General features: G+C 71.2%; 24 protein-coding genes, 1 tRNA gene and 1 pseudogene. 16 read left to right on the forward strand and 10 right to left on the reverse strand.

Features of this window, described 5'->3' with window-relative positions:
* Together ACTT8P_RS32200 and ACTT8P_RS32205 are read right to left on the reverse strand one after the other, a co-directional pair.
* Nucleotides 1–1,007: pseudogene (locus tag ACTT8P_RS32200) on the reverse strand (SUKH-4 family immunity protein); the annotation flags it as partial.
* Between the two features lie 8 nt (nt 1,008–1,015).
* Nucleotides 1,016–2,029, reverse strand: a complete 1,014-nt coding sequence (locus tag ACTT8P_RS32205; RefSeq protein ID WP_442835317.1) for an SMI1/KNR4 family protein — start codon at nt 2,027–2,029, stop codon at nt 1,016–1,018.
* A 277-nt stretch (nt 2,030–2,306) separates the two neighbouring features.
* Between ACTT8P_RS32205 and ACTT8P_RS32210 the strand changes: the two genes are divergently transcribed.
* Both ACTT8P_RS32210 and ACTT8P_RS32215 read left to right on the forward strand, forming a co-directional pair.
* Nucleotides 2,307–2,849 (forward strand): YwqJ-related putative deaminase, encoded by a 543-nt coding sequence (locus tag ACTT8P_RS32210; protein WP_442835318.1) that lies wholly within the window; start codon nt 2,307–2,309, stop codon nt 2,847–2,849.
* A gap of 58 nt (nt 2,850–2,907) precedes the next feature.
* Nucleotides 2,908–3,399: an SUKH-3 domain-containing protein gene (locus ACTT8P_RS32215; protein ID WP_442835319.1), complete on the forward strand. Its 492-nt coding sequence runs from the start codon at nt 2,908–2,910 to the stop codon at nt 3,397–3,399.
* 40 nt (nt 3,400–3,439) lie between these two features.
* Here ACTT8P_RS32215 and ACTT8P_RS32220 read toward each other — a convergent pair whose 3' ends face one another.
* Nucleotides 3,440–4,753 (reverse strand): sensor histidine kinase, encoded by a 1,314-nt coding sequence (locus tag ACTT8P_RS32220; protein ID WP_442835320.1) that lies wholly within the window; start codon nt 4,751–4,753, stop codon nt 3,440–3,442.
* A gap of 168 nt (nt 4,754–4,921) precedes the next feature.
* On the opposite strand from ACTT8P_RS32220, the gene ACTT8P_RS32225 reads away from it, so the two are divergent.
* The 7 genes from ACTT8P_RS32225 to ACTT8P_RS32255 all read left to right on the forward strand — a co-directional run bounded on the left by ACTT8P_RS32225 (nt 4,922) and on the right by ACTT8P_RS32255 (nt 10,552).
* Nucleotides 4,922–5,785 carry a hypothetical protein gene (locus ACTT8P_RS32225; protein ID WP_442835321.1) on the forward strand — a complete coding sequence of 288 codons (864 nt, stop codon included), beginning with the start codon at nt 4,922–4,924 and terminating at the stop codon, nt 5,783–5,785.
* A gap of 15 nt (nt 5,786–5,800) precedes the next feature.
* A tRNA-Gln gene (locus ACTT8P_RS32230) sits at nt 5,801–5,877 on the forward strand.
* Between the two features lie 111 nt (nt 5,878–5,988).
* Nucleotides 5,989–7,437 (forward strand): bifunctional UDP-N-acetylglucosamine diphosphorylase/glucosamine-1-phosphate N-acetyltransferase GlmU, encoded by a 1,449-nt coding sequence (glmU, locus tag ACTT8P_RS32235; RefSeq protein ID WP_442835322.1) that lies wholly within the window; start codon nt 5,989–5,991, stop codon nt 7,435–7,437.
* Nucleotides 7,438–7,548: 111 nt separating this feature from the next.
* Nucleotides 7,549–8,523: a ribose-phosphate diphosphokinase gene (locus tag ACTT8P_RS32240; RefSeq protein ID WP_361156823.1), complete on the forward strand. Its 975-nt coding sequence runs from the start codon at nt 7,549–7,551 to the stop codon at nt 8,521–8,523.
* A 196-nt stretch (nt 8,524–8,719) separates the two neighbouring features.
* Complete coding sequence (locus ACTT8P_RS32245) at nt 8,720–9,307, forward strand: 50S ribosomal protein L25/general stress protein Ctc (protein ID WP_442835323.1); 588 nt, start codon at nt 8,720–8,722, stop codon at nt 9,305–9,307.
* A 71-nt stretch (nt 9,308–9,378) separates the two neighbouring features.
* A complete protein-coding gene (gene pth, locus ACTT8P_RS32250; RefSeq protein ID WP_442835324.1) occupies nt 9,379–9,981 on the forward strand; it encodes an aminoacyl-tRNA hydrolase in 603 nt (200 codons plus the stop codon).
* 109 nt (nt 9,982–10,090) lie between these two features.
* A complete protein-coding gene (locus ACTT8P_RS32255; RefSeq protein ID WP_442835325.1) occupies nt 10,091–10,552 on the forward strand; it encodes a hypothetical protein in 462 nt (153 codons plus the stop codon).
* Between the two features lie 63 nt (nt 10,553–10,615).
* Here ACTT8P_RS32255 and ppc read toward each other — a convergent pair whose 3' ends face one another.
* A complete protein-coding gene (gene ppc / locus ACTT8P_RS32260; RefSeq protein ID WP_442835326.1) occupies nt 10,616–13,354 on the reverse strand; it encodes a phosphoenolpyruvate carboxylase in 2,739 nt (912 codons plus the stop codon).
* 293 nt (nt 13,355–13,647) lie between these two features.
* On the opposite strand from ppc, the gene ACTT8P_RS32265 reads away from it, so the two are divergent.
* From ACTT8P_RS32265 to ACTT8P_RS32275, 3 genes are read left to right on the forward strand one after another with little or no spacing between them, the layout of a single operon-like run.
* The gene (locus tag ACTT8P_RS32265; RefSeq protein ID WP_442835327.1) at nt 13,648–14,670 is read left to right on the forward strand and encodes an acyl-CoA desaturase; all 1,023 of its coding nucleotides are present in this window, start codon (nt 13,648–13,650) and stop codon (nt 14,668–14,670) included.
* The gene (locus tag ACTT8P_RS32270) at nt 14,667–15,344 is read left to right on the forward strand and encodes a TetR family transcriptional regulator (RefSeq protein ID WP_442835338.1); all 678 of its coding nucleotides are present in this window, start codon (nt 14,667–14,669) and stop codon (nt 15,342–15,344) included. Before ACTT8P_RS32265 ends, ACTT8P_RS32270 begins: the two co-directional genes overlap by 4 nt.
* A 43-nt stretch (nt 15,345–15,387) precedes the next feature.
* Nucleotides 15,388–16,563 carry a CaiB/BaiF CoA transferase family protein gene (locus tag ACTT8P_RS32275; RefSeq protein ID WP_442835328.1) on the forward strand — a complete coding sequence of 392 codons (1,176 nt, stop codon included), beginning with the start codon at nt 15,388–15,390 and terminating at the stop codon, nt 16,561–16,563.
* Nucleotides 16,564–16,573: 10 nt separating this feature from the next.
* Here ACTT8P_RS32275 and ACTT8P_RS32280 read toward each other — a convergent pair whose 3' ends face one another.
* On the reverse strand, nt 16,574–16,933 hold the full coding sequence (locus tag ACTT8P_RS32280) for a VOC family protein (protein ID WP_442835329.1): 360 nt from the start codon (nt 16,931–16,933) through the stop codon (nt 16,574–16,576).
* Nucleotides 16,930–17,751, reverse strand: coding sequence for a trans-aconitate 2-methyltransferase (locus ACTT8P_RS32285; protein WP_442835330.1), 822 nt, complete (start codon nt 17,749–17,751; stop codon nt 16,930–16,932). Before ACTT8P_RS32285 ends, ACTT8P_RS32280 begins: the two co-directional genes overlap by 4 nt.
* Nucleotides 17,752–17,874: 123 nt before the next feature.
* Here ACTT8P_RS32285 and tamR point away from each other — a divergent pair, with 123 nt between their 5' ends.
* Nucleotides 17,875–18,372, forward strand: coding sequence for a MarR family transcriptional regulator TamR (tamR, locus tag ACTT8P_RS32290; RefSeq protein WP_361156808.1), 498 nt, complete (start codon nt 17,875–17,877; stop codon nt 18,370–18,372).
* Nucleotides 18,373–18,385: 13 nt separating this feature from the next.
* Here tamR and ACTT8P_RS32295 read toward each other — a convergent pair whose 3' ends face one another.
* Complete coding sequence (locus tag ACTT8P_RS32295) at nt 18,386–19,162, reverse strand: LuxR C-terminal-related transcriptional regulator (protein WP_442835331.1); 777 nt, start codon at nt 19,160–19,162, stop codon at nt 18,386–18,388.
* Nucleotides 19,163–19,494: 332 nt separating this feature from the next.
* Here ACTT8P_RS32295 and ACTT8P_RS32300 point away from each other — a divergent pair, with 332 nt between their 5' ends.
* A complete protein-coding gene (locus ACTT8P_RS32300) occupies nt 19,495–19,950 on the forward strand; it encodes a GNAT family N-acetyltransferase (protein WP_442835332.1) in 456 nt (151 codons plus the stop codon).
* A gap of 21 nt (nt 19,951–19,971) precedes the next feature.
* Here the strand turns inward: ACTT8P_RS32300 and galK are convergent, their stop codons facing one another.
* Genes galK through galT form a run of 3 tightly spaced genes read right to left on the reverse strand, consistent with a single transcriptional unit; the run spans nt 19,972 to nt 23,184 of the window.
* A complete protein-coding gene (gene galK / locus ACTT8P_RS32305; protein ID WP_442835333.1) occupies nt 19,972–21,135 on the reverse strand; it encodes a galactokinase in 1,164 nt (387 codons plus the stop codon).
* 28 nt (nt 21,136–21,163) lie between these two features.
* Entirely contained in the window at nt 21,164–22,126 is a 963-nt protein-coding gene (gene galE / locus ACTT8P_RS32310) for a UDP-glucose 4-epimerase GalE (protein WP_442835334.1), read from the reverse strand.
* Nucleotides 22,123–23,184, reverse strand: a complete 1,062-nt coding sequence (gene galT, locus ACTT8P_RS32315; protein WP_442835335.1) for a galactose-1-phosphate uridylyltransferase — start codon at nt 23,182–23,184, stop codon at nt 22,123–22,125. Before galT ends, galE begins: the two co-directional genes overlap by 4 nt.
* A gap of 182 nt (nt 23,185–23,366) precedes the next feature.
* On the opposite strand from galT, the gene ACTT8P_RS32320 reads away from it, so the two are divergent.
* Nucleotides 23,367–25,046, forward strand: coding sequence for a sodium:solute symporter family protein (locus ACTT8P_RS32320; RefSeq protein ID WP_442835336.1), 1,680 nt, complete (start codon nt 23,367–23,369; stop codon nt 25,044–25,046).
* 21 nt (nt 25,047–25,067) lie between these two features.
* On the forward strand, nt 25,068–25,367 hold the full coding sequence (locus ACTT8P_RS32325; RefSeq protein WP_442835337.1) for a hypothetical protein: 300 nt from the start codon (nt 25,068–25,070) through the stop codon (nt 25,365–25,367).
* The last annotated feature ends 84 nt before the right edge of the window (nt 25,368–25,451 follow it).

Below are 25,451 nucleotides of genomic sequence, written 5' to 3' on the forward strand. Positions count from 1 at the left end.
CCACCGGGGGTGCCCGGGGCGCCCGGCGCGTGGGGCGGCCGCGGGCCCACGGGTGACACCGGCGCAGGCGGCGTCGTTGGCGGCGGCGGCGCGGACTCCGGCGAGGGCACGCCCGGCGCCGGCGCCGTGTCCGCCGCCCCCGCCGCACCGACCGGCCCCCCGACCGGCCGCGGCATCCCCCCGCCCCGCGTCAGCTTCGCCGTACCGGCGTCCTGAATCGCCCCGGGCGGCTCCGCGACGTCCCGGCCGCCGACGTCGGCGGCGGCGTCGTCGTCCTCGTCGTCGTCCAACTGCGGTGCGAACACCGTCTCCGGCAACGGCACGGAGCGGTCCTCGCCACCGTCCCCGTTGGTGTCGGTCCCGGCCCACGGCGTCGCCCCGGGCGGCACGACCGGCGCACCGGACACCGCACCACCCCCCGCGCCCGCCGCCGCACCCTCGGTACTTTCCGCAGCCGGCCACGCCGCACCACTCACCGGAGCAGCCCCCGCGGACCCCGACCCGGACCCGGGTACGCCAGGCCCGGATACACCGGACCCGGATACACCGGACCCGTCAGCCCCAACGACCGACTCCGAAACCTCCGCAACACCCGCCGTCCCGCTCCTCGTCCGCGAGGCGGGCCGCCGGTCCGCGATCCCCAGCTTGTCCGCCGCCTCCTGCAACCACTCCGGCGGGGACAGCAGGAACGACGTCTGGTTCAGATCCACCCGCGCCGCCGCCGGCGCCGGCCCCGCGACCGCGCCGGCCCGGCCGTACTCCTCCTCGTACCGGCGGATCACCTCACCCACCGGCAGCCCGGGCCACAGCGTCGCGTCCCCGCTGTCCCGGGCGATCACCAGCCGCTGCGCACCGCCGTCCGAGCGCGGCCCGTCCGCCCGGTCCTCGGCCCACACCACGAACCCGAGCCCGAACTCCCGCACCCGCACCTCCCGGTGCTGATACGCCGGCACGTCCCCGTTGACCCATTCCTCGGCGCGCTCCTGCGCCTGCGCGAACGTCACCATCAGTCAGCTCACTCCCCGGCCACCGCAACGGCCCGCGCGAACCCGCCGTCCACCATCAGATCCGCCACCGTCTCCAACTCCGGCGGCGACCCCGCCAGCCGGGACAGAAACGCGTCGAAATCCTCCCCGCACGGCAGCAGCAACCGCTCCGCCCGCTCGGCCGGCGACCACCCCGGATCGACGTCCCGCGCGTCGTCGTACGCGCAGAACCACACCGAACCGGCCCGCTCACCGCGCACCTTCACCGCCAGCAGCCCGCCCTGCACGAACGCCACACACAGATAGTCCTTGGTCAGATGGTCCCGCAGACACTTGTTGACGTAGACCAGGTCATTGACCGCCGCCTCCTCACGCACCGTGAAGAACGGCTGATCGACCAGCAGCCCCAACTCCGCGTCCAGCGCCGTCCCCACCGGCGCACAGCCCCCCGCCGCCTTCAGGAACGACCGGTACGCGCCCGGCAGCCGGTACCCGAGGTCCTCCTCCACCCCCAGCACCTGCTGCTCCGTCACCGCCACCCCCGACTTCGGCAGCCCGAAATGCGCCGGCCTCGTCTCCTGCAACGGCCGCGTCCCCCGCTTGCCCTGGTCCACCGCCGCCGTCGCGATCCCGCCGTGGTGCCGCAGCAACGCCTTCACCTCGACCGGCACCAACTCCAGCCGCCGCGACCCCACCACGTGGTGCCACGTCCAGCCGTGCGGCGTCGCCACCGCCGGCACCGTGTCCCACAACGCGTGCCCCGACGCCGCCAGCGCCGCGTTCGCCGACACGTAGTCCGTCAACCGCAGTTCATCGACCCCGAAGCCGCCCGGCGGCTCCGCCACCTCCGCCGCCGCCCGCGCGTACGGTGAGAAATCCGGAAACCCGCTCCCGTCCACCCGCACCCCGCCCGGATGCCGCGCCGCCCGCACCGGATCCGGGAAATGCACGACCTGCCCGGCGTAGGCCGCGTTCGGCGGCACGGCCCCTCCCCCGGCCTGGCGGCCGGGAGGAACCCCCAGCCCGAGCCGACCTGTCGTCATGGCGGTTGCCCCCTGCGGCATATGTCCGTCGATGGTCCGTGGAACGCCCGCGCACTGCCCGGATCACCCCAGCGCACGCGGTGCCGACAGCCTATGCGGTACGCCGACACCGGTCACCGGCACCGGCGCCGCACCCCTCCGCTTCCGTGACCAGCCGTCACGCACCGGTGACAGACCGCCCATATCCGGGCGTGTCACCGCGCCCCAGCTTCCCCACCAGCCACGCCATTTGGCAGTCTGTGACCTCCGGGGGGATGCTCAGGAGGGGATGACGATCATGAGTGCGACACAGGCGGGGCAACGGACCGGACACCAGACGGGCAGGCCGGACGACCCCCGCACCGGCGACCCCCGCATCGGCTGGAGCAGCGCCGAAGCCCTCCACGCACCCGTCCTGCACCACCGCCGCGACGGCATACTCCCCACCGTCGCCGCCGCCCTCTCCGTGCGCGGCACCACCCTCACCGGCACCGCCGCCCGCGGCGACACACCCCCCGCCCTGCACCCCCTCGTACAGGACTTCCTCGACACCCTCACCAGCTCCCAACGCGACCGCTTCACCGGCCGCTGCGCCGAGACCATCCTCATCTCCCGGCACCTCACCACCGCCGACGCCGCCCGCAGCAAACGCGCCGCCCGCAGACCCATGACCAACGGCGAGGCCCGCAAAGCCCTCAAACACGCCAAGCTCACCACCCGCCGCATCCGCGAGGACGGCGACCCCCTGCACGGCACCTTCGCCACCCCCTGCCGCACCTGCACCGCCCTCAGCGCCCACTTCGGCGTCCGCGTCGTCGACTCCACGACCACCACCGACTGACCGGCCGGCCGAACCCACACCCGCCCGCACCACCCGCACGGACGACGAACGAAGGCCGATGCACCCCGACCGCACCACCACCCGCTTCCCCGAACCCGTCGCCACCGCCCTGCGCGACGCCGGCTGGCAGCCCGGCCGCTGGGACATCAAACAGGCCGAATACTGGGCCGACACCCTGCGCGAACACACCTCGCCCGCCGGCCACCGGCACACCGTCTTCCCCGCCGCCGTCGAAGCCTGGGCCGAGTTCGGCGGCCTCACCGTCACCCCCACCGCACCCGGCCGGCAGCTCGCCCCCGCCGCCCTCCACCTCGACCCCCTGCACGGCCTCCACCTGGCCCGCACCCTCGGCGACCTCGGCCGCGCCCTCGACACCGAGGTCTGCCCCCTCGGCACCGAGACCGACACCCAGGCCCTCCTCGCCATCGACACCCACGGCCGCGTCTACGCCCTCGACCACACCGGCGACTGGTACCTCGGCCCCCACCTCGACCACGCCCTCGCCGCCCTCGTCACCGGCACCGAACCCAGCCGCCTCAGCACCGTCTGACGACGCCGGCACCGCCCGCCCACAGTCAGCACCGCCCGACTCACGACGCGACCGACGCCGGAATCACCGCCGACACCCGAAAACCCCCCGCGTCCGTCGGCCCCGACACGAACACCCCGCCCAGCGCCGCGACCCGCTCCTTCATCCCCACCAGACCGTTGCCCCCCGACGGCAGCCCCGCCGCGGACGCCGACGCCGGCTCCGGCGGCGGATCGTTCTCCACCTGCATCGCGATCTCCGACACCCGATGCGCCAGCCGCACATACGTCTTCGCCCCCGACGCGTGCTTGTGCACGTTCGTCAGCGCCTCCTGCACCACCCGGAACGCCGTCTGCTCCACCACCGGCGCATACGACCGCGCGTCCCCCTGCACCGACAGATCCACCACCATCCCGGCCGCCGCCGACTGCCCCACCAACTCGCCCAGCTCCGACAACGACGGCCCCTCACCGTCCGCCTCGGCCGCCCGCGAAGCCGCCGCCGCCGCGGCCACCCCCACCGCCGCGAGCGGCACCGCCCGCTCCCGCGGCACCTCGGACCCACTGCGCAGCACCCCGAGCATCTCCCGCAACTCGGTCAGCGCCTGCCGCCCCATGTCCCCCACCAGCGCGGCGTTCTTCACCGCCTTCTCCGGATCCTTCCGCGCCACCGCCTGCAACGCCGCCGCGTGCACCACCATCAGACTCACCCGGTGCGCGACCACGTCATGCATCTCCCGCGCGATCCGCGTCCGCTCCTCACTACGCGCCCACTCGGCCCGCTCCTCCGCCCGCTCCGCGAGCAACTGAAGCTCCCGCTCCAGATCGTCCGCCCGCTCCCGCAGACTCTCCATCAACCGCCGCCGCGCCCCCGCGTACAGCCCCAGCAGCACCGGCGGCGCGGTCAGCCCCAGCGACGTCGTCACCGCCGCGAACGGCACGAACCAGTCCCCGATCCCCAACTCCCCCGCCGCCATGCCCTGCCGCACCCGCACAAACGTCACGATCAACGTCCCCAGCAGCGACATCCCCGCCAGCGCACCGATGATCCGGCGCGGCAGCTCGCACGCCGCCAGCGTGTACAGACCGACGATGCCCATCAGAAAGCCCATCTGCGCCGGCGTGATGGCGATCGCCACCAGCACCACCGCGATCGGCCACTTCCTGCGCACCAGCAGCACGGCACCGGCCAGCAGACCGAACAGCACCCCCGCCGCCACCGGAATCCCGGCGTCCCACGCGAAGGGCACCCCCTCCGCCGCGCACTCCAGCGCCGACACGGCCGCGAGCCCCACATCGAGCACCGCACCGCGCCGCCGCTCCCACCACCAAGGCCCACCCCGGGCCGTCACATGGTCTTCCCCCGTCGAGGTCATGCCTCCAGCCTACGGGCGCGTGGCCGCGCATTTCCGGGGAGTTTTACGGGATTCAGCCGGACCACGGAGGGTGACCGTACGGTAGCGATACGACGCGATATCCCTCGAACTGGTGAACCGCTCACCGTTCGCCCCCGGAATCGATCATTCCGCCCGCACGGTGGCCCCATGACCACACCTCAACGGGGCAGGTACGCGGACTTCGAGGGCCTGAGAGAGAAGGCGGTGGCACTGCGCCGCGCGGGCTACAGCCTCCGGCAGATCAGAGACGAGCTGAAGGTGTTCAACAACGACATCCTCAACCAACTGGTGAAGGGAGAACCCCCGCCGGCCTGGACCAAGCGGCCGAGGGCGAAGGACGACCTGAAGGCGAGGGCCCGCGAGCTGCGCCTGCAAGGCTGGACGTACGACCAGATCGAGGTGGAGCTGGGCTGCTCCAGGAGTTCGGTCTCACTGTGGGTCAGAGACCTCCCGCGGCCCGAGCCCCGCTACACACCGGAGGAACAACGGGCCCTCATGAACGAGGGGCTGGCCAGGCGCCGGGCAGCCGAGGACGAGGAGCGCCAGCGGATCAAAGCGGAAGCCAGGCGCGAGATCGGTGCTTTCACGGCCCGCGAACTCTTCCTCGTAGGCGTGGCGCTCTATTGGGCCGAGGGCTCGAAGAGCAAACCGTACGACCGCCGCGAGCGTGCCGTCTTCGTCAACAGCGACCCCGGAGTGATCAAGACCTACCTGGCCTGGCTCGACCTGCTCGGCGTGGGACGGGACCGCATGGGCTTCCGGCTACTCATCCACGAGTCCGCCAACATCGACGCGTCGCACAGGTTCTGGGCGGAGATCGCCGACATTGCCCCGACCGCCTTCGCGAAGCCGACACTCAAGAAGCACAACCCGAAAACGGTCCGCAAGAACATCGGAGACAACTATCACGGTTGTCTTGTCGTCACCGTGTCCCGCAGCGCCCAGTTGTACAACCGCATCGAGGGCTGGTGGGAGGGGACAGTGGTGGCAGCCAAACAACGAACCCCGTAGGCTGGCTCCCGGCATTCCCGGGTTGCTCTGTCGGTAGGGGCGACTGGACTTTGAATCCAGGTAAGACGCAGGTTCGACTCCTGCCCCGGGAGCCCAGCCGATGTGGGCCCTGACAGCACAGTCAGGGCCCACACTCATGTTCCTCACGTAACCCCCCGGTATCCTGCGGATGTCACCCCCACCCCAAAGCCGAAGGGCATCCCGTGAGCGCCAACCGCCCGGCAGCCGTCGTCGTTCTCGCAGCGGGTGAGGGCACCCGTATGAAGTCGGCCACGCCGAAGGTCCTGCACGACATCTGTGGCCGCTCCCTGGTGGGCCATGTACTCGCCGCCGCCGGCGAACTGGACCCGCAGCACCTGGTCGTCGTCGTCGGGCACGCCCGCGAACAAGTCGCCGCGCATCTCGCCGAGGTCGCCCCCGCGGCCCGTACCGCCGTCCAGGAGCAGCAGAACGGCACCGGGCACGCCGTCCGGATGGGTCTGGAGGAGCTGGGCGGCGTCGTCGACGGGACCGTCGTGGTCGTGTGCGGGGACACTCCGCTGCTCACCGGTGAGACGCTCGCCGCCCTCGCCGGCACCCACACCGCCGACGGGAACGCGGTGACCGTGCTGACCGCCGAGGTGCCGGACGCGACCGGGTACGGCCGGATCGTGCGGGACGAGAGCACCGGCGCCGTCACCGCGATCGTGGAGCACAAGGACGCCGACGAGACCCAGCGGGCGATCCGGGAGATCAACTCGGGGGTGTTCGCGTTCGACGGGCAGTTGCTCGCCGACGCGCTGGGCAAGGTGCGCACGGACAACAGTCAGGGCGAGGAGTACCTGACGGACGTGCTCGGCATTCTGCGGGCGGCCGGGCACCGGGTCGGGGCCTGTGTGGCCGGCGACCACCGGGAGATCGCCGGGATCAACAACCGGGTGCAGCTCGCCGAGGCGCGGCGGATCCTGAACGACCGGCTGCTGACGGCGGCGATGCTGGCGGGTGTGACGGTGGTGGACCCGGCGTCGACGTGGGTCGACGTGACCGTGACCTTCGAGCGGGACGTCACCGTCCACCCCCACACCCAGCTGCACGGCGCCACGCATCTCGCGGAGGGCGCGGAGGTCGGGCCGAACTCGCGGCTGGCGGACACCCGGGTCGGGGCCGGGGCGCGGGTGGACAACACGGTGAGCGCGGGGGCCGAGATCGGGGCCGAGGCGACGGTCGGGCCGTTCGCGTATCTGCGGCCGGGGACCCGGCTGGGTCTCAAGGGCAAGATCGGTACGTACGTCGAGACGAAGAACGCGTCGATCGGTGAGGGCACGAAGGTGCCGCACCTGTCGTATGTGGGGGACGCGACGATCGGTGAGTACTCGAACATCGGTGCCGCGAGTGTGTTCGTGAACTATGACGGACAGGACAAACACCACACCACGGTCGGCTCTCACTGCCGTACCGGGTCGGACAACATGTTTGTGGCTCCGGTCACGGTCGGGGACGGTGCCTACACCGCCGCCGGCTCGGTGATCACGAAGGACGTGCCGCCCGGTTCGTTGGCCGTGGCCCGGGGCCAGCAGCGGAATATCGAGGGTTGGGTGGCTCGTAAGCGCCCGGGGAGCGCGGCCGCGCGGGCGGCCGAGGAGGCGTCCCGGGAGCCGGGCGGCGAAGACTGACCGGAAACCGGTGCGTCGAAGTCGTCGTACCGTGATAAGTGCACACCCGCACCCTTACCAGCCGGGACGTCCGCTCTGCTCCGGCTGCGACACCTCTGAGGAGACAGTGCTGTGACCGGGATCAAGACGACCGGCGTGAAGAAGATGATGTTCTTCTCCGGCCGCGCCCACCCCGAGCTTGCCGAGGAGATCGCCCATGAGCTGGGTGTCGGGGTCGTCCCGACGAAGGCCTTCGATTTCGCCAACGGCGAGATCTATGTGCGCTATCAGGAGTCGGCTCGCGGTGCGGACTGTTTTCTGATCCAGAGCCACACGGCTCCGATCAACAAGTGGGTCATGGAGCAGTTGATCATGATCGACGCGTTGAAGCGTGCCTCGGCCCGCTCGATCACCGTCATCGTGCCGTTCTACGGTTACGCGCGGCAGGACAAGAAGCACCGGGGCCGTGAACCGATTTCGGCGCGGCTGATCGCGGATCTGATGAAGACGGCGGGTGCCGACCGCATCCTGGCCGTGGATCTGCACACGGATCAGATCCAGGGCTTCTTCGACGGGCCGGTCGACCATCTCTTCGCGCTGCCGCTGCTGGCGGACTACGTGGGCGCGAAGGTGGACCGGGACAAGCTGACGATCGTGTCGCCGGACGCCGGCCGGGTGCGGGTCGCGGACCGGTGGTGCGACCGGCTGGGCGCGCCGCTGGCGATCGTGCACAAGCGGCGGGACAAGGACGTGGCGAACCAGGTCACGGTGCACGAGGTCGTGGGTGATGTGGAGGGACGTATCTGCGTTCTGGTCGACGACATGATCGACACCGGTGGCACGATCTGCGCGGCGGCGGACGCGCTGTTCGCGCATGGTGCGGAGGACGTCATCGTGACGGCGACGCATGGGGTGCTGTCGGGTCCGGCGGCGGACCGGCTGAAGAACTCGAAGGTGAGTGAGTTCGTGCTGACGAACACCCTGCCGACGCCGGGTGAGCTGGAGCTGGACAAGATCACGGTGTTGTCGATCGCGCCGACGATCGCGCGTGCGGTGCGTGAGGTGTTCGAGGACGGTTCGGTGACGAGCCTGTTCGACGAGCAGTAGTCGTCCCCTGCTGTTCCTTGCTGTAGATCGTTTTGGGTGCGGCCTCCCGGGCCGAGTAGACTGTCGAAGTTGCTCGGCGAGGGAGGCCGTACTCGTGTTTCGCGGGTCGGCTGTCCGTTATCGACGCGCTCTTCGTAGCAGGCCGTTCGTGGCCGGGTGACCACGTCCGACTCTAGTATTTCTACGAGGAGTGATCATGTCCGAGGTGAAGATCGTCGCCGAGACGCGCAGCGAGTTCGGCAAGGGTGCCGCGCGCCGTATCCGTCGTGACAACAAGGTTCCGGGTGTGCTGTACGGGCACGGTTCGGACCCGCTGCACCTGACGCTGCCGGGGCACGAGCTGCTGATGGCGCTGCGTACGCCGAACGTGCTGATCGCGCTGGACATCGACGGCAAGTCGAGCGAGCTGGCCATCCCGAAGTCGGTGCAGCGCGACGCGATCAAGGGTTTCCTGGAGCACGTCGACCTTCAGCTGGTGCAGCGTGGTGAGACGGTGAGCGTCGAGATCTACGTGCACACCGAGGGTGAGCTGGCGCCGGGCGGCAACCTGCTGGAGCACGTGCTGAACACGCTGCCGGTCGAGGCCGAGGCCACCAACATCCCGGAGTCGGTCACCGTCTCCGTGGAGGGTCTGGAGGCCGGTGCCTCCGTCCTGGCGAAGGACATTCCGCTGCCGGCCGGCACCAAGCTGGGTGTCGACGGGGACACGGTCGTTCTCCAGGTCCTGGCCGCGCAGGCGGAGGAGTCCGCCGAGGGTGAGGGCGACGAGGCCGCGGAGGCCTGAGCCTTCCCGTCGTCGTTTCGCCGGCCGCTGTTCCCTTGTGGGGGCAGCGGTCGGCGCGTATCTGAGGAGACATGGACGTGACGACCGATTCCGGTGCCCCCTGGCTGATCGCGGGGCTGGGCAATCCCGGACCGGAGTACGCGGGGAACCGGCACAACGTCGGTTTCATGGTGGCCGAGTTGCTGGCCGGGCGGATGGGCGGGCGGTTCAAGCGGCACGGGAAGGCGCAGGCGCAGGTCGTGGAGGGGCGGCTCGGTGCGCCGGGGCCGGCCTCGCGGCGGGTGGTGCTGGCGAAGCCGATGTCGTACATGAATCTGTCGGGTGGTCCGGTGACGGCGCTGCGGGACTTCTACAAGGTGCCGACGGACCGGGTGGTGGCGGTGCACGACGAGCTGGACATCGACTTCGGGGTGTTGCGGCTGAAGCTGGGTGGCGGGGACAACGGGCACAACGGGCTGAAGTCGATGACGAAGGCGATGGGTGCGGAGTATCACCGGGTGCGGTGCGGGATCGGGCGGCCGCCGGGGCGGATGCAGGTGGCGGATTTCGTGCTGAAGGACTTCTCGTCGGCGGAGCGCAAGGAGCTGGACTGGTTCGTGGACCGGGCGGCGGACGCGGTGGAGGCGCTGGTGCTGGAGGGTCTGGAGCGGGCGCAGTCGACGTACAACTCCTGACGTTCGCCCTGTTTCGCCCACTGCGTTCTCCCTGTTTCGCCCACTGCGTTCTCCTTGTTTCACCCACCGCGGTTGACCTTGTGTGCGGGCATGGCCAAGGATCGCGGCCATGCCTTCTGCGGTGGTGTCGTTCGGTCGGGTCGCGGTGATGGGCACGGTCGCCGTGCTGCTGGTGATCGCCGGGGTGTGGGCGTCGTGGGGCAGTGCGCAGTACGTGATGCTGACCAAGGGCCGGGAGCGCGGCACGGTCGAGGTGACGGCGTGTGCCGACGGGGTGTGCAGTGGTCCGTTCACGCCGGGGTCGGCGGGGTCGGTGGCCCGGGACCGGGTGGAGCTGGCGGACTCGGTGGCGGTGGCCAAGGGGGAGACGTACGCGGTCGTGCTGAAGCCGCAGGACGCTGAGGCGGTGCGGTCGGGGCCGGCCGGGGTGCTGTACGCGTGGGTGCCGATGGGTGGTGCGCTGCTGCTGGCGTCGGTGGTGGTGGCGGGCGGGCTGCGGCGGACCCGGGTGGCGTGGGTGCTGGCGGGGGCGGGGGCGGTGCTGGTGACGGCGGCGTTCGTGGCGGTGTGACCTCCGGCCGGAGCTGACGATGCTCCCGCGCCCACCGGGCACGGGAGCATCGGTGCGGGTGTGTCAGCCGGTGTTGCGCAGTCCGGCGGCGACTCCGTTGACGGTGAGCAGCAGGGCGCGGGCGAGCAGCGGGTCGGGGTCCTGGCCGGTGGCGGCGGCGTCGCGCTGGCGCTTGAGCAGGGCGACCTGGAGGTAGGAGATCGGGTCGAGGTAGGCGTCGCGGATGCCGAAGGTCTGCTTCAGTACCGGCTGGGCGTCGAGGAGTTCCCGTTCGCCGGTGATCTTGAGGACTTCGGTGACGGTGAGGTCGTGTTCGGCCTTGATGGCGTCGAAGACGTGCTTGAGCTCGTCGGGGACGAGGGTGTCGACGTAGTGCTGGGCGATGCGCAGGTCGGTCTTGGCGAGGGTCATCTCGACGTTGGAGATGAAGTTCTGGAAGAAGTGCCACTGCTGGTGCATCTCGTCCAGGACGGTGTCCAGGCCGGCCTCGCGCAGGGCCTTCAGTCCCGATCCGACGCCGAACCAGCCGGGGACGATCTGCCGGGACTGGGTCCAGCCGAACACCCAGGGGATGGCGCGCAGTCCGTCGAGGGAGACGCCGGAGCCGGGGCGGCGGGAGGGCCGGGAGCCCAGGTGCAGGTCGGCGAGCTGGTCGACGGGGGTGGCGGCGAGGAAGTAGGTGGGCAGGTCGGGGTCTTCGACCAGGGCCCGGTAGGCGGTGTGGGCGGCGTCGGAGACGACGTCCATGGCGGCGTCCCAGCGGGCCAGGGCCTCGTCGGACTGGCGGGGGGCGGTGTGCAGGGCGGACGCCTGGAGGGTGGCGGCGACGGTCAGTTCGAGGTTCTCGCGGGCCAGGGACGGCACGAGGTACTTGTCGGAGATGACCTCGCCCTGTTCGGTGACCTTGATCTCGCCTTCCAGGGTGCCCCAGGGCTGGGCGAGGATGGCGTCGTGGGAGGGGCCGCCGCCGCGGCCGACGGTGCCGCCGCGGCCGTGGAAGAGGCGCAGGCGTACGCCGTAGCGGTGGGCGACGTCGCGCAGCCGGCGCTGGGCGCGGTGGATCTCCCACTGGCTGGTGGTGATGCCGCCGAACTTGGAGGAGTCGGAGTAGCCGAGCATGACCTCCTGGACGTCGCCGCGCAGGGCGACCAGGCGCCGGTAGGAGGGGTCGGAGAGCAGGTCCTCCAGGATGGTGTCGGCGGCCTTCAGCTCGTCGGTGGTCTCCAGGAGGGGGACGATGCCGATCTTGGCCCAGCCGGCGTGCAGGTCGATGAGGCCGGCCTCGCGGGCGAGGACGGCGGCGGCGAAGACGTCGTCGGCGCCCTGGCACATGGAGATGATGTAGGACTCGATGACCTCGGGGCCGAAGATCTCCAGGGCCCGCTTGACGGTCTGGAAGACGCCGAGGGTCTTCTCGCCGGCCGCGTCGACGGGGGCGGGGGTCGGGCCGAGGGGGCGGCGGGAGCGGAGTTCCTTGGCGAGCAGCTTGGTGCGGTACTCGCGGGGCATGTCGGCGTAGCGCCAGGATTCCTCGCCGAGCCGGTCGAAGAGCTGGCCGAGGGCGTGGTGGTGGGCGTCGGCGTGTTCGCGGACGTCCATGGTGGCGAGCTGGAGGCCGAAGGCGGCCAGGGTGCGGATGACGCGGGCGAGCCGGCCGTCGGCGAACAGGCCGCCGCGGTGGGCGCGCAGTGAGGTCTGGAGCAGCCGGAGGTCGTCGAGGAGTTCGGCGGTGCCGAGGTAGTCGTGACCGGCCTGGTGCGGGGTGTTGCGGGCCAGCCGGGTCTTGGTGTTCTCCAGCTTCTGCCGGATGGCGGTGGCCTTGAGCCGGTAGGGCTCCTCGGCGTTGAGGCGCTTGTAGCGGGGGCTGATCTCGGGGAGCCGGTCGAGGTCGGCGGTGAGGGAGTCGAGCAGTTCCTGGGTGGCGCCGGTGTAGCGGATGGAGTTGGACAGGAAGCCGCGCAGCTCGTCGATCATCTCCAGGGCGTCGTTGATGCCGTGTTCGTGCTGGAGGATGAGGACGTCCCAGGTGACCTGGGGGGTGACGTTGGGGTTGCCGTCGCGGTCGCCGCCGATCCAGGTGCCGAAGGTGAGCGGGCGGGTGTCGTCGGGGAGCTTGACGCCGACCCGTTCCAGTTCGGCCGTCAGGTCCTCCAGGACGTCGCCGACGGCGCCGGCGTGCAGCTCGTCCAGGTAGTAGATGGCGTTGCGGGCCTCGTCGGCCGGTTCGGGGCGGACCACGCGCAGTTCGTCGGTCTGCCACACCAGGTCGATGTTCTCGGCGAGGCGGGTGTCCAGGCGGCGCCGGTCGGACTCGATGACGGGGGTGTCGAGCAGGGCGGCGATGCGGCGCAGCTTGTTCAGCACCGAGCGGCGGGCGGCCTCGGTGGGGTGCGCGGTGAAGACGGGGCGCACGTTGAGGTTGGCGACGGTCGCCCGCAGGTGGTCGGGGTCGGCGTCCTTGAGGCGGTCGGCGGTGTTGGCGAGCAGGCCGCCCTCGGCGGCGCGCTTGGCGCGCAGTTCCCGGCCGCGGTGCACCTGCTCGGTGACGTTGGCGAGGTGGAAGTAGGTGGAGAAGGCGCGGACCAGCTTGGCCGCGGTCTGGAGTTCGGTGCCGCGCAGCAGCTCCGCGGCGGCCTCGCCGTCCTCTCGGGTGAGTCGGCGGACCTTCTCGACGAGCTCCAGCAGCTCTGGGCCCTCCTGCCGCACGAGGGTCTCTCCGAGGAGATCGCCCAGCCGGCGGATGTCGGCGCGCAGTTCGCTGTTGGTGGTCGCCGTGGTGGTCTGGTCGTCGGCACTGCTCACAGGTGCGGCTCCTTGCAGTGTTGAAGCTCGTCTGGGAGGGAACCCGGACGGTGTCCTCGCGCGGCGGGTGCCGCTTACGGGGCCGGGTGTCCGGGAAAGAGTCAGAGCGGACCGCGCTGTCCGACCGACTCCCAGGATAGGTGTCCACCGGGACGCGCAGGCTCACGGGCTCTTGCTGAGCGACTACGCGCTGCCATACTTACGTTGCCGTAGGTTACGGAACCGTAGGGACGACCGCACGTGTCCGCGGCCCGGCATCCTGACCTCTACCCTCGACCCCCCAGGGGACGCGCATGACCACGAGTTCCGATGTGATCCCGGACTCTCCGAAGGCACCCGACGACTCTCCCGCCGATCTGTCCGCCGCTCCCGCGACTCTGGGCGGTGAGCAGAAGCGGTCGATCGAGCAGATCACTCTGCTGCTGTTCATCACGGTTCCGTTCCTGGCGCTGGTGGCGGCGGTGCCGCTGGCCTGGGGGTGGGGCGTGAGCTGGCTGGACCTCGGCCTCCTCGTCTTCTTCTACTTCCTCGGGTGCCACGGCATCACCATCGGTTTCCACCGGCACTTCACCCACGGTTCCTTCAAGGCCAGGCGGCCGCTGAAGATCGCGCTGGCGATCGCGGGGTCGATGGCGGTCGAGGGGCCGCTGGTGCGCTGGGTCGCCGACCATCGCAAGCACCACAAGTTCTCCGACGCCGAGGGTGATCCGCATTCGCCGTGGCGGTACGGGGAGACGGTTCCGGCGCTGATGAAGGGCCTGTGGTGGGCTCATATCGCATGGATGTTCGATGAGGAGCAGACCTCGCAGGAGAAGTACGCGCCGGACCTGATCAAGGACGGGGCGCTGCGGGCGATCTCCCGCCAGTTCGTCCTGTGGACGGCAACCTCGCTGGCGCTGCCGGCGCTGATCGGCGGTCTGGTGACGATGTCCTGGTGGGGCGCGTTCACCGCGTTCTTCTGGGGTTCACTCGTCCGGGTGGCGCTGCTGCACCACGTCACCTGGTCGATCAACTCGATCTGCCACGCGGTCGGCAAGCGCCCGTTCAAGTCACGGGACCGGTCCGGCAATGTGTGGTGGCTGGCGGTGCTGTCCTGCGGTGAGTCCTGGCACAACCTGCACCACGCCGACCCGACCTCCGCGCGGCACGGCGTGGAGCGCGGCCAGATCGACTCCTCGGCGCGGTTCATCCGGATCTTCGAGAAGCTCGGCTGGGCCTACGACGTGCGCTGGCCGTCACGCTCACGTATCGATTCGCGCCGCAGCACGGACGAGAACGGCTCCCGCCGCCGGAAGGAGACGGTCAAGGCGGCATAGTGGAAGCCGTGGCGACCGACTCCAGCAGTACCCCAGGCAACGACAAGCCGCGGCGCGCCCGCCGTACCCGGATGACCGGTGCCGAGCGCCGCCAACAGCTGCTGGAGATCGGCCGCACCCTCTTCGCCGCGAAGGGTTTCGAGGGCACGTCGGTGGAGGAGATCGCCGCGAAGGCGGGGGTGTCCAAGCCGGTGGTGTACGAGCACTTCGGCGGCAAGGAGGGGCTGTACGCGGTGGTGGTGGACCGCGAGATGCGGCGGCTGCTCGACATGGTGACGTCGTCGCTGACCGCCGGGCATCCGCGGGAGCTGTGCGAGCAGGCGGCGTTCGCGCTGCTGGACTACATCGAGGAGTACACGGACGGTTTCCGCATCCTGGTCCGCGACTCCCCGATCCCCCAGTCCACCGGGTCCTTCGCCTCCCTCATCTCGGACATCGCCACCCAGGTGGAGGACATCCTGGGCCGTGAGTTCAGGAACCGCGGCTTCGACTCCAAGCTGGCCCCGCTGTACGCGCAGGCGCTGGTCGGCATGGTGGCGCTGACCGGCCAGTGGTGGCTGGACGTGCGCCGGCCGAAGAAGGCGGAGGTCGCCGCCCACCTGGTCAATCTGGCGTGGCACGGGCTGGACGGGCTGAACCAGAAGCCGCGGCTGATCGGGCATCGCAAGAGTTAGTCAGCCCAAGGGCCATCAGAAGTCAGCCCAGGGGGGGGCAGCCATGCAGCCACTGCGCGGAGTCACCGTCGTCGCGCTCGAACAGGCGATCGCCGCTCCCTACGCCAGCCGTCAGCTCGCCGACCTCGGCGCCCGGGTGATCAAGGTGGAGCGGCCCGGGACGGGGGACTTCGCCCGGTCCTACGACACCCGGGTGCGCGGGATGAGCTCGCACTTCGTGTGGGCCAACCGCAACAAGGAGTCGGTGACCCTCGACTTCAAGGACCCGCGCGGCCTGGACGTGCTGGGCCGGCTGATCGCCGGCGCGGACGTCTTCGTCCAGAACCTGGCGCCGGGCGCCGCCGCCCGGGCCGGGCTCGGCGCGCCGGAACTGCTGGCCCGCCATCCCCGGCTCGTCGTCTGCGACATCTCCGGGTACGGCGCCCCGGGCCCGTACACCGGCCGCAAGGCGTACGACCTGCTGGTGCAGTGCGAGTCGGGGCTGCTGTCGGTGACCGGTACGCCGGACGCGGTGGCCAAGGCCGGGATCGCGGTGGCGGACATCGCGGCCGGGATGTTCGCGTACAGCTCGGTCCTCGCGGCGCTGCTGGAGCGCGCCCGTACCGGTCGGGGCACTCATCTGGACGTCTCCATGCTGGAGTCGACGGTCGAGTGGATGGGCTTCCCCCTCTACTACGCCTTCGACGGCGCCGCTCCGCCGCCCCGGGCCGGGGCGGCGCACGCGACGATCTACCCGTACGGCCCGTTCGCGGCGGGCGACGGCCGGGTGGTGCTGCTGGCGGTCCAGAACGACCGCGAGTGGCACGGCTTCTGTACGGGCTTCCTGGGCCGTCCCGAGCTGGCCGCGCATCCGCACTACGCGGCGGGCGCGGACCGCGACGCGCACCGGGTGGAGCTGGGCGGGCTGATCGCGGCCCGGTTCGGGGAGCTGACCGGCGCCGAGGCGATGGCGCTGCTGGACGCCGCGGGGGTGGCCAACGCCCGGGTGAGCAACCTCGCCGAGGTGTGGGACCACCCCCAGCTCACCGCCCGCGGCCGCTGGCACACCCTGCCCACCCCGGCCGGCCCGGTCCCGGCCCTGTCCCCGCCCGGCCCGACCACCGGCGCGCCCCGGATGGACCCGGTGCCGGCCCTCGGTGAGCACACCCGGGCCGTCCTCGCCGAGCTGGGGCTGACGGCGGAGGCGGTCGCCGCGCTGGCGGCGGACGGGGTGGTGTGAGCGGGGCGGGTCAGCCGGGCTCGACGAACTCCAGCCGGTTGCCGACCGGGTCCGCCGAGTGGAAGCGGCGGTGGCCGGGCAGGCCGGGGTCCCAGTCGACCGGCGCGCCGTGGGCCGCCAGCCGGGCGGCGCAGGTGTCGATGCCCGCCACCCGCAGTCCCGGGTGCGCCTTGCGGGCGGGCCGGAAGTCCGCCTCGATGCCCAGGTGCAGGCAGCCGGTGCCGGCCTGGAACCAGCAGCCGCCGCGGGCGGCGAGCACGGGCGGCTTGAGGATCTCGGTCATGCCGAGGACACCGGCGTAGAAGGCCCGCAGCCGGTCCTCGGAGCCGGGCGGCGCGGCGAGCTGCACGTGGTCGATCCCGGTGATCACGCCGCCGCCCCCTTCCGTGCCACCGCGAACACCCGCCGGAACGGGAACGGCGTGCCGTGCGGCCCCGCCGGATAGGCGGCGCGCAGCACCGTGCGGTACTCGGCGACGAACTCGTCCCGCGCCTCCGGGTCCTCGTCGAGGGCGTCCAGCACCGGCCGCAGCCCGGTCCCGCGCATCCAGTCCAGCACCGGGTCCGGGCCGGTCAGCAGGTGGACGTAGGTCGTCTCCCAGACGTCGGCGGCGCAGCCGAGGGCGGTGAGGTCGGCGAGGTACTCGCCGGGGGTGTGGACGGCGTCGCCGTGCCGCAGGACGCCGGCGAGCCGGGCCCGCCAGCGCCGCGAGTCGGCCAGTTCGCGCAGCAGGCGGTGGCTGGGGGCGTCGAAGTTGCCGGGGACCTGGAAGGCGAGGGTGCCGCCGGGGGCGAGGCCGGCGATCCAGCCGGCGAACCGCTCGCGGTGGCCGGGCACCCACTGGAGGGTGGCGTTGCTGATGATCAGATCGTGCGGTTCGGCCGGCGTCCAGGTGCGGACGTCGGCGGCGGCGAAGCCGAGCCGGCCGCCCGCCGGGGTGCGGCCGGCCTGCTCGCGGGCCCGGTCCAGCATGGCGGGCGCGTTGTCGTAGCCGGTGACGCGGGCGGTGGGCCAGCGTGCGGTGAGCAGCACGGTGGCGGTGCCGGGGCCGCAGCCGAGGTCGGCGATGCGCGGCGGGTCGCCGGGAGTCGCGGGGACGCGGGCGAGCAGGTCGGTGAAGGGGCGGGCGCGGTGGCCGGCGTGGCGCAGGTACTGGGCGGGGTCCCAGGTGGGGGTGGTGGCGGGCATCGGGCCTCCCGGAGCGGGGTCTACCTCTACGACGGGTTCCCAGCCTGACCCGAAAATTATCTCCACGTCAAGATAGTCGACATCAAGAGACTTCACATCGACACAACCACTACACTGATCGTCATGGAGGACGAGGTCGATCGACTGGTCGCAGCGTGGCGCCGGGAGCGCCCGGACCTCGACGTGGAACCGCTCGAGGTGCTCAGCCGGGTGAGCCGGCTGGCCCGGCACCTGGACCGGGCCCGCCGACTGGCCTTCGCCGAGCACCAGCTGGAGCCCTGGGAGTTCGACGTGCTCACCGCGCTGCGCCGGGCGGGCACCCCGTACCAGCTCTCCCCGGGCCAGCTCCTCACCCAGACCCTGGTCACGTCCGGCACGATGACCAACCGCATCGACCGGCTGGCCAAGAAGGGCCTGGTGGAGCGGCTGCCCGACCCGAGCGACCGGCGCGGGGTGCTGGTCCGGCTCACCGCCGAGGGCCAGGACCGCGCCGATCAGGCGCTGGCCGGACTGCTGGCCCAGGAGCGGGCCATCCTGGCCGAGCTGTCCGGCGCCCAGCGCGTCGAACTGGCCGGGCTGCTGCGTCAGTTGACCGCCCCGTTCGACAACATCCCCGGCTAGGGCCTGTCAGCGCTCACGCGCTGTGCGTCTCCTCCGCGCCGAGCCGCCCGCCGGGGGTGCCCAGGTCGACCGGGCCGACGCCGGCCCGCCGGGCCAGCGCGACGGCGGCCAGCGTGGAGTGCACGCCGAGCTTGCCGAGCACGTTCTGCATGTGCGTGCGCACCGTGTGCGGGGACAGGAACAGCCGTTCCGCCACCGCTTTGCGGCCCAGTCCGGCCACCATGCAGCGCAGTACTTCCCGCTCCCGCGGCGTCAGCGACTCCACCAGCCGCTCGCTCTCGGTGCGGTGCTTGCGGGCGGCGGTCAGCTCGCGCAGCACGCCGGTGAGCAGCGCGGCCGGCAGATGCGTCTCGTCGCGCAGCACGCCGCGGATGACGGTGAGCAGCCGGGACAGCGAGCAGTCCTTCGCCACCCAGCCGGATGCCCCGGCCTGGAGGGCGAGCGCCGCCCGCTGCGGATCGTCCTTCTCGGCGAGCACCACGGTCCGTACCCCGGGGTGCGCCGTGCGTACCCCCGTGACCAGCGAGATCCCGTCCACCAGCCGGTCCTCGTCGGTGTCCCGTACGGGTGTGGCGGGCCGGGCCCCGGGCATGGTGCCGCCGAGGTCGGCGTCGACGAGCAGCACGTCGAACCGCCGCCCCTCGGCCGCCGCCCGCTCCAGGCAGCGCAGCGCGGCCGGGCCGCTGCCCGCCGCCAAGACCTCGACGTCGGGCTCGGCGGCCAGCGCCGCGGCGAGCGACTCGGCGAAAATACGATGGTCGTCGACGACCAGGACTCGGATGCGAACCACGTGACCCCCTTCCCCGCGCTCCGCCATGGAGCGGGGGACTACCCAGTCTCAAAGGACGACATCAGCGCGGGTACGACGCCCGGGGCGCCCGTGTCCGCCTGTGCCTGCTGACGCTGCCGCACTGCTCGACGCCGCGTCCGGCACCCTGGCCCGGAACCGGCCGCCACCACCGCGCGGCCGCCGCCGCACAGAGATCGCTACCCCGCCCCGGGCGTCGTACCCGACTGTCTCGCCCCCTGATCGGCACCGGCCCCCACCGGTGCTGTCCATCAGGGTACGGACGAGGGGCGGGAGCGGAAGGTTATTTGCAGAACTGGCGGTCCGACGCGTTTATGGTGAGCCGCATGTTTCGCCTTGAGACAGAAGTCGACAGAGCACGACGCGACATCCTGCACAGTCGTCTGCGGGAGACGAACACGGCGGCCTCGCCCGTGCTGCGCGCGCTGCGCGGAACCCCTCACGAACGCGAAGTCCCGCTGCACGTCTGGCTCATGGAGGGGCCGGACCGGGTGGCCGGCGGCCTGGTCGGCCACACCTGGGCGACCTGGCTGCACGTGACATACCTGTGGGTGGACGCCCGGCACCGGGGCGCCGGGCTGGGCTCCCGGCTGCTGGCGGAGGCGGAGCGGATCGCGGCCGGCGCCCGGCACTGCCGGACGGCCCGGGTGGAGACCTGGGACTTCCAGGCCCCGGAGTTCTACCGCCGCCGGGGCTACGACGTGGTGTGCGTGATCCCCGACTATCCGCCGGGGATCACCGAGTACACCTTGGTCAAACAGTTGGCCTGAAACGAACCATCGCCGTCCGCGCTACGACAGCCGCCGCGCGCCGGCCGCCGGCACCGCCTCGAAGATGCGCGGCGCGGTGCACCCGGCCGCCGCGAACGCGGCCTGAACCGCCTTGCCGACGGCCTCCACGTCGGCGGCCTCCACCAGCACGATCGCCGAGCCGCCGAACCCGCCGCCGGTCATCCGCGCGCCGAGCGCGCCGGCCTCCAGGGCGGTGTCGACGACCAGGTCCAGCTCCGGGCAGGAGATCCGGAAGTCGTCCCGCAGCGAGACGTGCCCCTCGACCAGCACCGGCCCGATGGCCCGCGGCTCCCCGGCCTCCAGCAGCGCCACCACCCGCTCGACCCGCTGGTCCTCGGTGACGACGTGCCGGACCAGCCGCCGCACCTCCGCCTCGTCGCCGAGCCGCTCCAGGGCCGCGTCCAGCTCCTCGTAGGGGATGTCCCGCAGGGCGTTCACGCCCAGCAGCGCGGCGCCCTTCTCGCAGCCGGCCCGCCGCTTGCCGTACTCGCCCTCGCTGTGCGCGTGCTTGACCTGGGTGTCCACCACGAGCAGCCGCAGTCCCTCGGCCGCCAGGTCGAACGGCACCTGGCGCTGGGCCAGGTCCCGGGTGTCGAGGAACAGCGCGTGCCCGGCCTGGCAGCAGGCCGAAGCGGTCTGGTCCATGATGCCGACCGGCGCCCCCACGTACACGTTCTCCGCCCGCTGGCACAGCCGGGCCAGCTGCCAGCCGCGCAGCCCCAGCCCGAACAGGTCGTTCAGGGCGAGGGCGACGACGACCTCCAGGGCCGCCGAGGACGACAGTCCCGCGCCCGCCGGCACCGTGGACGCCAGATGGATGTCGGCCCCGGTCACCTCGTGCCCGGCCTCGCGCAGCGCCCACACCACACCGGACGGGTACGCCGTCCAGTTCCGGTCCGCCTGCGGCGTCAGGTCGGCCACCCGCAGCTCGACGACACCGCCCTCGACGTCCGCCGAGTGCAGCCGCAGTACGCCGTCGGTGCGCGGCGTCACGGCCGCCACCGCCGTGTGCGGCAGCGCGAACGGCATCACGAAGCCGTCGTTGTAGTCGGTGTGCTCACCGATCAGGTTGACCCGCCCGGGGGCCGCCCACACCCCCTCCGGCTCGCTCCCGTACAGCCGCGTGAACCGCTGCGCGACCTCGGCCGCCGTGTCGACGCTCATCCGCTGAATCCCTGACCTTTCCTGCGTTTCAGTTGCCGCGCCGCTGCGCGAACTCCCAGGCGTCCGCGACGATCCCCGCGAGGTCGGCGCGCGACGGCCGCCAGCCCAGCTTCTCCCGCGCGGCGTCGGCCGAGGCGACCAGCACCGCCGGGTCACCGCCGCGCCGCGGTGCCACCACCTCGGGAATCGGGTGCCCGGTGACCTGCCGCACGGTCTCGATGACCTGCCGCACCGAGAACCCGTTCCCGTTGCCGAGGTTGCAGATCAGGTGCTCACCGGCGCGCGCCGCGCCCAGCGCCAGCAGATGCGCCTCGGCCAGGTCGGCGACGTGGATGTAGTCCCGTACACAGGTCCCGTCCGGCGTCGGGTAGTCGTCACCGAAGACCGAGACGGTCTCCCGCCGCCCCTGCGCGACCTGGAGCACCAGCGGGATCAGGTGCGACTCGGGGTCGTGCCGCTCGCCGTACGCCCCGTACGCGCCCGCGACATTGAAGTACCGCAGCGAGACGGCCCCCAGCCCGTGGGCGGCGGCCTCCCCGCTGATCATGTGGTCGACGGCGAGCTTGGAGGCCCCGTAGGGGTTGGTCGGCGCGGTCGGCGCACTCTCGACGATCGGCACCTGCTCCGGCTCCCCGTACGTCGCCGCCGTGGACGAGAAGACCAGCCGCCGCACGCCCGCTTCCCGCATGGCGCCGAGCAGCGCCATGGTCCCGCCGACGTTGTTGTCCCAGTACTTCTCGGGCTTCGCCACGGACTCGCCGACCTGCGAGAAGGCCGCGAAGTGCAGCACGCCGTCGAAGGACGGGTCCAGCCACTTGCCGGCGTCGCGGATGTCGCCCTCCACGAACGAGGCGCCGGCCGGCACCCCCTCCCGGAATCCGGTGGAGAGGTTGTCGAGGACGACGACCTCGTGCCCGGCCTCCACCAGATGCTGGGCGACGACGCTGCCGACATACCCCGCGCCACCCGTCACCAGGTACTTCGCGCTCATGAACTCGCTACCTCTCGCAGTCGCTCGGCCGCGCGCTCCGGCGGCACGTCGTTGATGAACACGTTCATGCCGGACTCGGAGCCCGCGAGGAACTTCAGCTTGCCGGACGTACGGCGAATGGTGAAAAGCTCGAGATGCAACGCGAAGTCGTCCCGCGTCACGCCCTCGAACGCCTCCAGCTGCCCGAACGGCGCCTGGTGCCAGGCGGCGATGTAGGGCGTGGGCGGCTCCCCTTCCCCGAAGATCCGGTCGAACCGCCGCAACAGTTCCAGATACACCTGGGGGAACTCTGTGCGCGCCGCCTCGTCCAGCCCGAGCAGGTCCGGCACCCGGCGCTTCGGATACAGATGCACCTCGTACGGCCAGTGCGCGGCATACGGCACGAAGGCGACCCAGTGCTCACCCTCAAGGACGACCCGCTCGTCGTCCCGCTCACTGCGCAGCACGGCGTCGAACAGGTTCTCCCCGCCGGTCGCCTCCTTGTGGGCGGCCACCTGGCGCAGCATCAGGGCGGTGCGGGGGGTGGTGAAGGGGTAGGCGTAGATCTGCCCGTGCGGGTGACCCAGCGTCACACCGATCTCGGCACCCCGGTTCTCGAAGCAGAAGACCTGTTCGACGGAGGGCAGATGCGACAGCTCGGACGTGCGGTCCGTCCAGGCGTCGAGGACCAGCCGGGCGTGCTCCTCGCTCAGGTCGGCGAAGGCGGCGTCGTGGTCGGAGGTGAAGCAGACCACCTCGCACCGCCCGGAGTCGCCGGCCAGCGAGGGGAAACGGTTCTCGAACACGGCCACGTCGTACGACGAGTCCGGGATCTCGCTCAGCCGCTCACCCCGCGTCGGGCACAGCGGGCACTGGTCGGCCGGCGGGTGGTACGTCCGCCCCTGGCGGTGCGAGGCGACCGCGACCGCGTCCCCGAGCAGCACGTCCCGGCGGACCTGGGACGACGTCACCGTCCGCTCCAACGGACGACGATCCACCGCGTCCCGCACCACATCGTCGCGCAGGTCGTAGTAGATCAGCTCACGACCGTCGGCCAGCCGGGTCGAGGTCTTCTTCACTGCCGGACTCCTCACGCCACTACCCGCACCAAGCACTCAACACAATCCAACATAACACTCCACAACTCACCACCCCCCTCGATCATCACAATCAATCAAAGAACACCATCGAAAGTGTTCATTTTCTGAAGGCGGAGGCATAGATTCCGCTCTGATCGGTTCACGCAACGAAGCGAGTACGCATGCAAACCCCCACATACCTTGCGGCGGAGCTCCGCCTCCCCACCAACTGGCTCGACTACACGATCCTGGCCATCTACTTCCTGGTCGTCCTCGGCATCGGCCTGGCCGCCCGCCGCTCGGTCAAGACCAGCCTGGACTTCTTCCTGTCCGGCCGTTCCCTGCCCGCGTGGGTCACCGGACTCGCCTTCGTCGCGGCCAACCTGGGCGCCACCGAGATCCTCGGCATGGCCGCCAACAGTGCCCAGTACGGCGTCTACACGACCCACTGGTACTGGATCGGCGCGATCCCGGCGATGGTCTTCCTCGGCCTGGTGATGATGCCGTTCTACTACGGCAGCAAGGTCCGCTCGGTCCCGGAGTTCCTCCTCCTGCGCTTCGACCGCTCCGCGCACCTGCTCAGCTCGATCCTGTTCGCCATCGCGGCGATCCTGATCGCGGGCGTCAACCTCTACGCCCTGGCGATCGTCGTGGAGGCCCTCCTCGGCTGGCCCCTGTGGGTCTCGATCGTGGTCGCGGGCGCCTTCGTGCTCGCCTACATCACCCTCGGCGGCCTGTCCTCCGCGATCTACAACGAGGTCCTCCAGTTCTTCGTGATCCTGGCGGCGCTGATCCCGATCACCATCCTCGGCCTGAAGAAGGTCGGCGGCTGGGACGGCCTGTCCGACACCCTCTCCGCGCAGCACGGCGGCGACTTCATGACGTCCTGGGGCGGCACGGGCATCGGCAACGACAACCCGCTGGGCGCCAACTGGCTGACCATCGTGCTGGGCCTCGGCTTCGTCCTCGGCTTCGGCTACTGGACCACCAACTTCGCGGAGGTGCAGCGCGCGCTGTCCGCGAAGAACCTGTCCGCCGCGAAGCGCACCCCCCTCATCGCGGCGTTCCCGAAGATCTTCATCGTCTTCCTGGTGATGATCCCGGGCCTGGTCGCCGCCGCCCTGGTCCCGAAGATCGGCACGGCCGGCTCCGACCTCCAGTACAACGACGCGATCCCGTACCTGATGGAGCAGTTCCTGCCCAACGGGGTGCTCGGCATCGCGGTGACCGGTCTGCTGGCGGCGTTCATGGCCGGCATGGCGGCCAACGTGTCGTCCTTCAACACGGTGTTCACCACCGACATCTGGGCGAAGTACGTGAAGAAGGGGGAGCCGGACGCGTACTACCTGAAGTTCGGCCGCCTGATCACCGTCATCGGCGTACTGGCGTCCATCGGCACGGCGTTCCTGGCCCAGTCCTTCTCCAACATCATGGCGTACCTCCAGACGCTGTTCTCCTTCTTCAACGTGCCGATGTTCGTGGTCTTCATCATCGGCATGTTCTGGAAGCGGGCGTCGGTGAAGTCCGGCTTCTGGGGTCTGCTCGCGGGCACGGTGGCGGCGATGGTGAACTACTTCTGGATCTACAAGCAGGGCGTCATCGACATCCCCTCCGACCAGGGCGCCAACTTCGTCTCGGCGATCGTCGGGTTCGTGGCGGGCGCGGTGGTCATGGTGGCGGTGTCCCTGTTCACGGCCCCGAAGCCGGCGGCCGAGCTCCAGGGCCTGGTCTACGGAACCCGGTCGGCCGGCATGTCCGAGGCGCCCGGCGAGGGCGACGACGCGTGGTACCGGAAGCCGGCGCTGCTGGGCTGGGGCGCGGTCGTACTGGCGGCCGCCTGCTACATCCCGTTCTCGTTCTGATCGCGGGAGGATTGAGGAAGCATGTCTGAGTTCCACGAAAAGAACGTCAGCGAGGAGGTCTCCGAGCTGGAGACCAAGTCGGCGACGGCGGCGCGGCTGTTCGACATCCGGCGGATCATCGGCGGACTGTTCGCCCTGTACGGCGTGATCGTCACGATCGCGGGTCTGACGGCGTCCGACGCGGACATCGACAAGGCCGAGGGCGTGAACATCAACCTGTGGACCGGGCTGGGGATGCTGGTGCTGGGCCTGTTCTTCCTGGCCTGGCTGAAACTCCGCCCGACGGCTCCGCCGCCGCCTCCGGTGAACGACGGGGAGTAAGCGGGGGGGGCGCGGTGGCTGGCGCCGGGGGGCGCCGCGCCCCCGCCCGGCCCGGGTGCCCCCGCGCCCACCCCAGCCGCCCAG

This window comes from Streptomyces sp. JW3 (assembly GCF_052216785.1).
Classification (GTDB): Bacteria; Actinomycetota; Actinomycetes; order Streptomycetales; family Streptomycetaceae; genus Streptomyces.

Bases quoted from the DNA above. Each gene is read 5' to 3' on its own strand.
- ACTT8P_RS32205 (WP_442835317.1), bottom strand. From the start codon at position 2,029: ATGACGACAGGTCGGCTCGGGCTGGGGGTTCCTCCCGGCCGCCAGGCC.
- ACTT8P_RS32210 (WP_442835318.1), top strand. From the start codon at position 2,307: ATGAGTGCGACACAGGCGGGGCAACGGACCGGACACCAGACGGGCAGG.
- ACTT8P_RS32215 (WP_442835319.1), top strand. From the start codon at position 2,908: ATGCACCCCGACCGCACCACCACCCGCTTCCCCGAACCCGTCGCCACC.
- ACTT8P_RS32220 (WP_442835320.1), bottom strand. From the start codon at position 4,753: ATGACCTCGACGGGGGAAGACCATGTGACGGCCCGGGGTGGGCCTTGG.
- ACTT8P_RS32225 (WP_442835321.1), top strand. From the start codon at position 4,922: ATGACCACACCTCAACGGGGCAGGTACGCGGACTTCGAGGGCCTGAGA.
- ACTT8P_RS32245 (WP_442835323.1), top strand. From the start codon at position 8,720: ATGTCCGAGGTGAAGATCGTCGCCGAGACGCGCAGCGAGTTCGGCAAG.
- pth (WP_442835324.1), top strand. From the start codon at position 9,379: ATGGACGTGACGACCGATTCCGGTGCCCCCTGGCTGATCGCGGGGCTG.
- ACTT8P_RS32255 (WP_442835325.1), top strand. From the start codon at position 10,091: ATGCCTTCTGCGGTGGTGTCGTTCGGTCGGGTCGCGGTGATGGGCACG.
- ACTT8P_RS32265 (WP_442835327.1), top strand. From the start codon at position 13,648: ATGACCACGAGTTCCGATGTGATCCCGGACTCTCCGAAGGCACCCGAC.
- ACTT8P_RS32275 (WP_442835328.1), top strand. From the start codon at position 15,388: ATGCAGCCACTGCGCGGAGTCACCGTCGTCGCGCTCGAACAGGCGATC.
- ACTT8P_RS32285 (WP_442835330.1), bottom strand. From the start codon at position 17,751: ATGCCCGCCACCACCCCCACCTGGGACCCCGCCCAGTACCTGCGCCAC.
- tamR (WP_361156808.1), top strand. From the start codon at position 17,875: ATGGAGGACGAGGTCGATCGACTGGTCGCAGCGTGGCGCCGGGAGCGC.
- ACTT8P_RS32300 (WP_442835332.1), top strand. From the start codon at position 19,495: ATGGTGAGCCGCATGTTTCGCCTTGAGACAGAAGTCGACAGAGCACGA.
- galK (WP_442835333.1), bottom strand. From the start codon at position 21,135: ATGAGCGTCGACACGGCGGCCGAGGTCGCGCAGCGGTTCACGCGGCTG.
- galE (WP_442835334.1), bottom strand. From the start codon at position 22,126: ATGAGCGCGAAGTACCTGGTGACGGGTGGCGCGGGGTATGTCGGCAGC.
- ACTT8P_RS32320 (WP_442835336.1), top strand. From the start codon at position 23,367: ATGCAAACCCCCACATACCTTGCGGCGGAGCTCCGCCTCCCCACCAAC.
- ACTT8P_RS32325 (WP_442835337.1), top strand. From the start codon at position 25,068: ATGTCTGAGTTCCACGAAAAGAACGTCAGCGAGGAGGTCTCCGAGCTG.